Annotated in this window: 6 protein-coding genes; 4 read left to right on the top strand and 2 right to left on the bottom strand. The window is 71.6% G+C overall.

Annotation, left to right across the window (positions count from 1 at the left end; translation table 11 throughout):
• Nucleotides 1-154: 154 nt before the first annotated feature.
• Together ACTWQE_RS16225 and hmgA are read right to left on the bottom strand one after the other, a co-directional pair.
• The gene (locus tag ACTWQE_RS16225) at nt 155-901 is read right to left on the bottom strand and encodes a GntR family transcriptional regulator (RefSeq protein ID WP_443329637.1); all 747 of its coding nucleotides are present in this window, start codon (nt 899-901) and stop codon (nt 155-157) included.
• Nucleotides 902-1,108: 207 nt separating this feature from the next.
• The gene (gene hmgA / locus ACTWQE_RS16220) at nt 1,109-2,464 is read right to left on the bottom strand and encodes a homogentisate 1,2-dioxygenase (protein WP_443329636.1); all 1,356 of its coding nucleotides are present in this window, start codon (nt 2,462-2,464) and stop codon (nt 1,109-1,111) included.
• A gap of 105 nt (nt 2,465-2,569) precedes the next feature.
• On the opposite strand from hmgA, the gene ACTWQE_RS16215 reads away from it, so the two are divergent.
• The 4 genes from ACTWQE_RS16215 to ACTWQE_RS16200 all read left to right on the top strand — a co-directional run bounded on the left by ACTWQE_RS16215 (nt 2,570) and on the right by ACTWQE_RS16200 (nt 8,630).
• Nucleotides 2,570-3,205, top strand: coding sequence for a TetR family transcriptional regulator (locus ACTWQE_RS16215; RefSeq protein ID WP_443329643.1), 636 nt, complete (start codon nt 2,570-2,572; stop codon nt 3,203-3,205).
• A gap of 276 nt (nt 3,206-3,481) precedes the next feature.
• Nucleotides 3,482-5,731 carry a molybdopterin-dependent oxidoreductase gene (locus ACTWQE_RS16210; RefSeq protein WP_443329635.1) on the top strand — a complete coding sequence of 750 codons (2,250 nt, stop codon included), beginning with the start codon at nt 3,482-3,484 and terminating at the stop codon, nt 5,729-5,731.
• 149 nt (nt 5,732-5,880) lie between these two features.
• Nucleotides 5,881-7,326: a CitMHS family transporter gene (locus ACTWQE_RS16205; RefSeq protein ID WP_443329634.1), complete on the top strand. Its 1,446-nt coding sequence runs from the start codon at nt 5,881-5,883 to the stop codon at nt 7,324-7,326.
• Nucleotides 7,323-8,630 (top strand): MFS transporter, encoded by a 1,308-nt coding sequence (locus ACTWQE_RS16200; RefSeq protein WP_443329642.1) that lies wholly within the window; start codon nt 7,323-7,325, stop codon nt 8,628-8,630. Before ACTWQE_RS16205 ends, ACTWQE_RS16200 begins: the two co-directional genes overlap by 4 nt.
• Nucleotides 8,631-8,799 lie beyond the last annotated feature (169 nt).

Genomic DNA, 8,799 nt, shown 5'->3' with positions numbered 1-8,799 from the left:
GGAGCGCGGCGCGGTCGCGGGCCCACCCGGCCCCTCGGCATGTTTCGCCGTCACGCAGCGGCCCTCCCCGGCGGCTGTCCCCGGCGCGATGGACATCGCGCGGCATCCCTTGGCTCAGCCCGCATCGTACCCACGCGGTCTCCGCCGGCGATCCTCACGCGTCCACGGTCACCGTGAAGGAGAAGCGGTCCCCGCGGTAGCGGATACGGGCGACGTCCACCACACGGCCGCCCGCGTCGTAGGTCACCCCTGTGTAGTGCAGGATCGGACTGAGCAGTGGCACATCCAGCAGCCGTGCCGTCTCCGGGTCCGCGAGCCGCGCCTCCACCGTGTCCGTGATCCGGCTGATGCTCACCCCCACGGCATCGCGCAGCACCTTCGTCATCGGCCAGCGCGCCAGATCGGCGAGATCGATCAGCTCGGCGAGCTCGGGACGGACCGCGTTCTCGGCCCAGTTGGTCGGCTCCCCGCCGCTCTCGTCGCAGCGAAGCCGCCGGTACTCCACCACCTCCTCCAGGTCCGGGAAGTGCTCCGCCAGCTCCGCCGGTACGGGCACCGGCCCGTGGCCCAGCACGGAGGTGCGCTCACCGGACTGCTGGGCCACGATGGCGTCCACCGAGCCGAGGAGCCGTACGGGCGCGCCGCGCCGGGCCGCCGGCTCGATGAAGGTGCCGCGCCGCCGGTGCCGGCTGATCAGTCCTTCCGTCTCCAGCTCCTTGAGGGCCTGGCGCATGGTGAGCACGCTCACCCCGTAGTGCTCCGCGAGCCGGTCCTCGGTCGGCAGCCGCAGCGGCTCCTGGGGGCGGCGGCCCAGTATCGAGGCGCGGAGTGACTGGGAGACCTGGTACCACAGCGGCAGCTTGCGGTTCAGGACGAGGGAGTCGGGGGCGAAGGCGGTCACGGCGAAGTCTCCGGCCGGTCGAGTAGGTCCGATGTCACGCTGTCCGCCCGAAGGGCGGGGTCCGCGGCGTCCGGTGGACGTGTCGCGGCGTCCGGCGCGGGGGAGTGCCGTGCCTGGGGGTCCCCCCAGGCACCGGCCGGGGTGGACCCCCACCCGGACGGAGTCCGGGGGAGCGTCGAGAGCCGGTGAACCGTCCCGGTCACCGCATTACGGGCGGAAATTCCGCTCCAGACCCTGCCATACGTCGTCATAGCCCTGTTGCAGATGGCCGGCTTCCGCCGCCTGCCGGGTGGTGGTCACCGGCCAGCGGGTCTCGAACATGAAGGCCAGACCGTCGTCGATCTTCTGCGGCTTCAGCTCGGCCTGGCCGGCCCTGTCGAAGGTCTCACGGTCGGGTCCGTGCGCCGACATCATGTTGTGCAGTGAACCGCCACCCGGCACGAAGCCCCCCGGTCCGGCAGTCTTCGCGTCGTACGCGCCCTCGATCAGGCCCATGTACTCGCTCATCACATTGCGGTGGAAGTACGGGGGCCGGAAGGTGTCCTCGCCGACCAGCCAGCGCGGCGCGAACACCACGAAGTCGACACCGGCGAGGCCGGGGGTATCGGACGGCGAGGTCAGCACCGTGAAGATCGACGGGTCCGGGTGGTCGTAGCTGATACTGCCGAGGACGTTGAAACGGCGCAGGTCGTAGACGTACGGCAGATGGTTGCCGTGCCAGGCGACGACATCGAGCGGGGAGTGGTCGTAGGTCGCCGTCCAGAGGTTTCCGCAGAACTTGTTGATCACCTCGACCGGGCCGTCCCGGTCCTCGTACGCCGCCGTGGGGGCGAGGAAGTCCCGGGCGTTGGCCAGGCCGTTGGCCCCGATCGGGCCGAGCTCGGGCAGGGTGAAGGGCTGCCCGTAGTTCTCGCAGACATAGCCGCGGGCGGTCTCCTCCAGCAGTTCGACGCGGAAGCGGATCCCGCGCGGGATCAGCGCCACATGGCCGGGCTCGGCCCGCAGCAGACCGAACTCGGTGCACAGCAGCAGCCCGCCGCGCTCGGGGACGATCAGCAGCTCGCCGTCGGCGTCCGAGAAGACCCGGTCGGTCATGGAGGTGTTGGCGTTGTAGAGATGGATCGCCATGCCCGTGCGCTGCCGGGCATCGCCGTTGCCGCCGAGGGTCCACAGGCCGCTGACGAAGTCGGCCTCCCCGCTGGAGGCCGGGAGCGGGTTCCAGCGCAGCCGGTTCGGGTCCGGGACCGTCTCGGTGAAGGGAGCGCTGCGCAGGGCGCCGTTGCCGGTCCGTACGAAGGCCGGGTGCGCGGCCGACGGACGGATGCGGTAGAGCCAGGAGCGGCGGTTGTGATGACGGGGCTCGGTGAAGGCCGAGCCGCTGAGCTGCTCCGCGTACAGCCCCAGCGGGGCGCGCTGGGGCGAGTTGCGGCCGGTGGGGAGGGCGCCGGGGAGCGCCTCCGAGCTGTGCTGATTCCCGAAGCCGGGGGAGTACTCCAGACCCTCGGCCGCCTTCCTCGCCTGCTCGCTGCCGCCCGTGCCGCTGACCGAGCTCGTCGCGCTCATCCCGTGCTCCCGCCGCTCCGTGATTCCTATGCCCGACCATAGGAATCGGGCCGGGTTCCGTCAATGACCCGCCCGCTCCCGGGCACGGCTCCCGGGAGCGGCATGATGGACCCCGTGTCCACGCCCAGTGACCAGAAGTCCCGCCCGCCCCTGCGCTGTATGCCGGTCCAGCAGCGCAGCGCCGAACGCCTCGAACGGATTCTCGACGCCTGTGCCGAGGTCGTGGAGGAGACCGGCTACGAGGAGCTCAGCACGCGGGCCGTCGCCGCGCGGGCCGGGGTGCCGATCGGCTCCGTCTACCGCTTCTTCAGCAACAAGCGCGCGATGGCCGACGCGCTCGCGCACCGCAACCTCGACCTCTACATCTCCCGGGTGGACGAGCGGCTCCGTGCCGCCAAGCCGCTCGAGTGGCGATACGCCATCGATGTGGTCATCGACGTCTATACCGGGATGAAGCGGGATGTCGTGGGGTTCGCCCATGTCGACTTCGGGGCACCGGTCCCTGTGTTCGGGCTTCCCGACCACGCCAACCAGCTGGTCGCCGACCGGCTCTGCGACCTCTTCGCCGACCGGCTCGGCCGCACCCCGGACGAGGGGCTGCGCCGCACCTTCCTGATCGGGGTCGAGGCTGCCGACGCGCTCCTCCGGCTCGCCTTCCGCACCGCCCCAGCCGGTGATCCGGCGATCATCGCCGAGACGAAGGAGCTGGTACGCGCCTATCTGGTGCGCGTTCTCGACTGAGGGAGCCCGGTCGGGAAGGGCGGCGGCGCCCCGGCGCGGGCCGGGGCGGTCCGGGCACGGCGGTGCAGAGCAGGACGCAGGGCGTCCGGAGGCGTAGTGCATCGGGAGGTGCGGTGCACCGGGAAGCGAGGGGCGGAGGGGTTCGGCACGCGGAGGGCGCAGTACATCGGGATGGCGGGAGTAAATACGGTCGCGGGGCTCCCATCGTGCGTACCGGTCGGTATGGTCAGGGTGCGACCGTGCCGTATCCGCAGCAGCCGTCCCCGGGAGGGATCGATGAGCCGCACCGCCCTGCGTATCTGTCCGCTGTGCGAGGCCACCTGCGGCCTCACCGTGACCCTCGACGGAGACCGGGTCACCGGAGCCCGTGGTGACCGCGACGATGTCTTCAGCGCCGGTTTCATCTGCCCCAAGGGCGCTGCGTTCGGCGAAGTCGACGGGGATCCGGACCGACTCTCCCGGCCCCTCGTCCGGCGTGACGGCGCGCTGCGGGAGGCGACCTGGGACGAGGCGTTCGACGCGGTCGCCGCCGGACTGCGGCCGCTGATCGAGAAGTACGGGTCCGACTCCGTCGCCGTCGTCCTCGGCAACCCGAACGTGCACACCATGGCCGGAGCGCTCTATCCGCCGCTGCTGCTCGGTGCCCTGCGCACCCGCAACCTCTACTCGGCCAGCACCGTCGACCAGATGCCCAAACACGTCTCCTCCGGTCTGCTCTTCGGCGATCCCCTCGCCATCCCGGTGCCGGACCTCGACCGCACGGACCATCTGCTGCTCATCGGTGCCAACCCGTTCGAATCCAACGGCAGTCTGTGCACCGCCCCCGACTTCCCCGGCCGGCTGCGGGCCCTCCGCCGCCGCGGCGGCACCCTCACCGTCATCGACCCGCGCCGTACCCGTACGGCCAAGCTCGCCGACCGCCATGTGGCCATACGCCCCGGGACCGACGCCCTGCTGCTGGCGGCGCTCGTCCAGGTGCTCTTCGAGGAGGACCTGGTCGATCTCGGCGCGCTCGAGGGGCACGTGGACGGAGTGGACCAGGTCCGGTCCCTCACCGCGGACTTCACCCCCGAGGCGGTGGCCGTCCCGTGCGATGTCAGCGCCGAGGAGATCCGCGCGATGGCCCGGGAGCTGGCCGCCGCGCCCACCGCGGCCGTGTACGGCAGGGTCGGCAGCTCGATGGTGGAGTTCGGCACCCTCGCCAACTGGCTCGTCGACGTGCTCAACACCCTCACCGGCAATCTCGACCGGCCCGGTGGGGCGATGTTCCCGCTCGCCGCCACGGCTCGCGCCCCCCGCCCCGCGGCACCGGGCAAGGGTTTCGCCCTCGGCCGCTGGCACAGCCGGGTCAGCGGCCACCCGGAGGCCAAGGCCGAATTCCCGTTGTCCGCCCTGGCCGAGGAGATCGACACTCCGGGCGTGGGACGGGTCCGGGCCGTGATCGCCATCGCGGCCAACCCCGTGCTGTCCGCACCCGACGGCGACCGGCTCGACCGGGCTCTGGCCGGTGCCGACTTCATGGTCAGCGTCGACCCCTATCTCAACGAGACCTCCCGGCACGCGCATGTGGTGCTGCCCCCGCCCAGGCCGTCGCAGAGCTCCCACCACGACTTCACCTTCAACGGCTTCGCCATCCGCAACCAGGTCCGCTACACCCGTGAACTCCTCCCGCTCCCGGACGGCCGCCCCGACGAGTGCGAGATCCTCGCCCGCCTCGTGCTGTGCGTCAGCGGTATGCATGGCGCCGACCCGGCCGCCGTCGACACCCTCGCGATCGAGAGCACGCTCGCCAAGGCCGTCGCCGACCCGCACTCACCGGTGCACGGCCGCGACCCGAAGGAGCTGGCCGGGCGGCTCACCGGCCGCAACGGCGCCGAGCGGCGGCTGGACCTGATGCTGCGCCTCGGTCCGTACGGAGACGGCTTCGGCGCCGGGGACCCCGGCGCCGAGGACCGGGGGAGCGAGGGGCTCGGCCTGCAGCGGCTCCTGGACAACCCCCACGGCATCGACCTGGGTCCGCTCGCCCCGCGCATCCCCCAGCTCCTCAAGACCCGCAGCGGCAAAGTGGAACTGTGCCCCGAGCCGATCGTCTCCGATGTACCGAGGCTCCTCGGTGCCTTGGCCGAGCGCCCCGACGGGCTCGTCCTCGTCGGCCGCCGCCATCTGCGGTCCAACAACAGCTGGATGCACAACGTCCCCGCGCTCACCGGCGGCAGCAACCGCTGCACGCTCCAGGTGCACCCGGAGGATGCCGCCCGGCTCGGGCTGACGGACGGCGGCGCCGCCATGGTGAAGGGGGACGGCGGGGAGGTCCGGGCTCCGGTGGAGGTCACCGACGCCGTACGCACGGGGGTCGTCAGTCTGCCCCACGGCTGGGGCCATGACCGGCCGGGCACCCGTCTGAACGTCGCCGCGGCCGACGCCGGGGCGAATGTGAACCAGCTGCTCGACGGGAGCCTCCTCGACCCGCTCTCCGGCACCGCGGTCCTCAACGGCTTCCCCGTGCAGGTGGCGCCCGTAGGCTGATCCCGATCATGGACACCGCGTTGACCTGGTCTTTTGCGCTTATTGCTCACGCGTCAAGACCTTGTTGACGCGGAGTTTCGCCACCTACGGTCGTCCGGACCGCCGAATCCAACGGTGGAGTTCAAGGGCGAACGATTGGTGTCCACCCCATGCTGACAATCCTCGGATTCGTCATGATTGCCGCTTTCCTGGCGCTGATCATGACCAAGAAGATGTCCCCGATGGCAGCGCTGGTCCTGATTCCCGCGCTGTTCTGCGTCCTGGTCGGGCAGGGTGCCCATCTCGGGGACTACGTGCTCAAGGGCATCGGCGATCTGGCGCCCACCGCCGCGATGCTGATGTTCGCCATCGTCTACTTCGGCGTGATGATCGACGTCGGTCTGTTCGACCCGATCGTCCGCGTCATCCTGCGGTTCTGCAAGGCCGACCCGATGCGCGTCGTCGTCGGCACCGCCGTGCTCGCCGGGATCGTCTCGCTCGACGGCGACGGCTCCACCACGTTCATGATCACCGTCTCGGCGATGCTGCCGCTCTACCGGCGGCTGAAGATGAGCCTCGTCGTGATGACCGGTGTCGCCGCGACCGCGAACGGCGTCATGAACACCGTGCCCTGGGGCGGCCCGACGGCCCGTGCGGCCACCGCGCTCAAGCTGGACGCGGGCGACATCTTCGTCCCCATGATCCCCGCGCTCGCCGTTGGCCTGGCCTTCGTCTTCTTCCTCGCCTACGTCCTGGGACTGCGCGAGCGCAAGCGCCTGGGGGTGCTGACGCTCGACGAGGAGCCCGCGAAGAAGACGACCGGTCAGGAAGCCGAGCAGGAGTCCGAGCAGGTGCTCGTCGGCGCCGGAGCGGGTACGGGAGCGGGGGCGCGCGGCGGGGCCGCGGCTCCGGCGAACGGGAGCACGGGCGGCGCCGGCACGGGTACGGACGGAGACGACGAGCTCACCGGAGAGGTCGCGGTCCTGGACCCGGACCGTCCCACGCTCCGCCGCAAGCTCTACTGGTTCAACGCCGCGCTGACCGTCGCCCTGCTCACTCTGCTGATCCTCCAGACCCTGCCCATCCCGGTGCTGTTCCTGCTGGGTGCCGCCATCGCCCTGACCGTCAACTTTCCGCACATGCCGGACCAGAAGGCCCGTATCGCCGCCCACGCCGAGAACGTCCTCAACGTATCCGGCATGGTTTTCGCGGCCGCCGTCTTCACCGGAGTGCTCACCGGCACCGGCATGGTGGAGCACATGGCGCGCTACGTGGTCGATGCCGTTCCCGACGGTATGGGCCCGCACATGGGCCTGGTCACCGGCCTGCTGAGCATCCCGTTCACCTACTTCATGTCCAACGACGGCTTCTACTTCGGCATCGTCCCGATCCTCGCCGAAGCCGGAGCGGCCCATGGCGTCGCCCCGATCGAGATCGCCCGCGCCTCGCTCATCGGCCAGGCACTCCATATGTCGAGCCCGCTGGTTCCGGCCGTCTACGTCCTGGTCGGCATGGCCAAGGTCGAGTTCGGTGACCACACCAGGTTCACCGTGAAGTGGGCGGCCCTCACCTCGCTGGTGGTGCTCGGGGCCGGACTGCTCTTCGGCATCATCTGACCGTGCACCCGGATACGAGGCCCGGCAGGGGATGGCTGCTGCGCCTGGTCATCGCCTTCGCGTTCGCGCAGGGGGCGGTGTCCATGGCGCGGCCCGCCGTCTCCTACCGGGCCCTCGCCCTGGGCGCCGACGCCCGCGCCGTCGGCGTCATCGCCGCGGTCTACGCGCTGCTGCCGCTCTTCGCGGCCGTACCGCTGGGGCGCAGGACCGACCACGGCCGCTGCGCCCCGCTGCTCCCCGTCGGCGTCACACTGATCGCGGCCGGCTGCGCCCTCAGCGGCACGGCGCGGTCGCTCGCCGCCGTCGCCGCCTGGAGCGGCGTGATGGGCCTCGGCCATCTGTGCTTCGTGATCGGCGCGCAGAGCCTCGTGGCCCGCCAGAGCGCCCCCGCCGAACACGACCGGAACTTCGGGCACTTCACCATCGGCGCCTCGTTCGGCCAGCTCGTCGGCCCGGTCGCGGCCGGCTCCCTGGTCTCCGGGCAGAACGGCGCGATGGGCTCCACCAGCGCCGCCGCGCTGCTGGTCTCCGCCGCGGTCGCCGCCTTCTCCTTCACCTCCCTCTGGCGGATCGAACACCGCGCCGGTGATCAGGAGTGCACGCGGAGCCCGGGCCCCGGGCGGGTCCCCGTCCACCGCATCCTGCGGACCCGGGGTGTCCCCGCCGGGATCTTCACCAGCCTCGCCGTGCTCTCGGCGACCGACATCCTCACCGCCTACCTCCCGGTGATCGGTGAACACCGAGGCATTGCCCCGGCCGCCATCGGAGTGCTGCTGAGCCTGCGCGCGGCCGCGACCATCGCCTGCCGTCTCGTCATGACCCCGATGATCCGGCTCGTGGGCCGTACGGCTCTGCTGGCCGGCAGTTGTCTGCTGGCGGCCCTGCTGTGCGCGGGCATCGCCGTGCCCGTCCCCGTACCGGCGCTGGCGGTCATGCTCATCTGTCTCGGCTTCTGCCTCGGGGTGGGGCAGCCGCTGTCGATGACGACGGTCGTCCAGGCGGCCCCGGCCGAGGCCCGTTCCACCGCGCTCGCCCTGAGGCTGACCGGCAACCGCCTCGGGCAGGTCGCCGCCCCCGCAGGGGCTGGGCTGCTCGCGGGCCTCGCCGGTACGGCGGCACCGTTCGCGACGCTCGGCGTACTGCTCCTCGCCTCCGCGGCCACCGCCGCCCGCCCCGGAGGGCCGCCGGGGCCGCCGCCGACGGCGCCCCGGCCGTCGGCGGGGGCGCTGCGTTCCCGGAACGAGAGCGGTGTGCAGCGTTCCCGGAACGAGAGCGGTGTGAAGAGGCCCGACGGTCCCGTGTGACCGCGGTTGCGCCCGCTGGGCATACGGCGGACATGGCATACGGCGGATACGGCATACGGCGGGGGAGACATGGGCAGGCCTCCGGCGGACAGCGGTCCGGGTGCGGCCGGTGTCCGCCGCCGGGAAACCGTGCGGGGACACCCTGCCGACCTGCGGGGGACATCCCGGT

Origin of the sequence: Streptomyces sp. 8N706 (assembly GCF_052245415.1) — a bacterium.
Taxonomy (GTDB): Bacteria; Actinomycetota; Actinomycetes; order Streptomycetales; family Streptomycetaceae; genus Streptomyces.
Note: the sequence above shows the minus strand (reverse complement) of the source record. Positions and strands in the feature narration are given on the sequence as shown.

What these genes read in the sequence shown, in the direction of transcription:
- hmgA (WP_443329636.1), bottom strand. Translation starts at nt 2,464, where the DNA reads ATGAGCGCGACGAGCTCGGTCAGCGGCACGGGCGGCAGCGAGCAGGCG.
- ACTWQE_RS16215 (WP_443329643.1), top strand. Translation starts at nt 2,570, where the DNA reads ATGGACCCCGTGTCCACGCCCAGTGACCAGAAGTCCCGCCCGCCCCTG.
- ACTWQE_RS16210 (WP_443329635.1), top strand. Translation starts at nt 3,482, where the DNA reads ATGAGCCGCACCGCCCTGCGTATCTGTCCGCTGTGCGAGGCCACCTGC.
- ACTWQE_RS16205 (WP_443329634.1), top strand. Translation starts at nt 5,881, where the DNA reads ATGCTGACAATCCTCGGATTCGTCATGATTGCCGCTTTCCTGGCGCTG.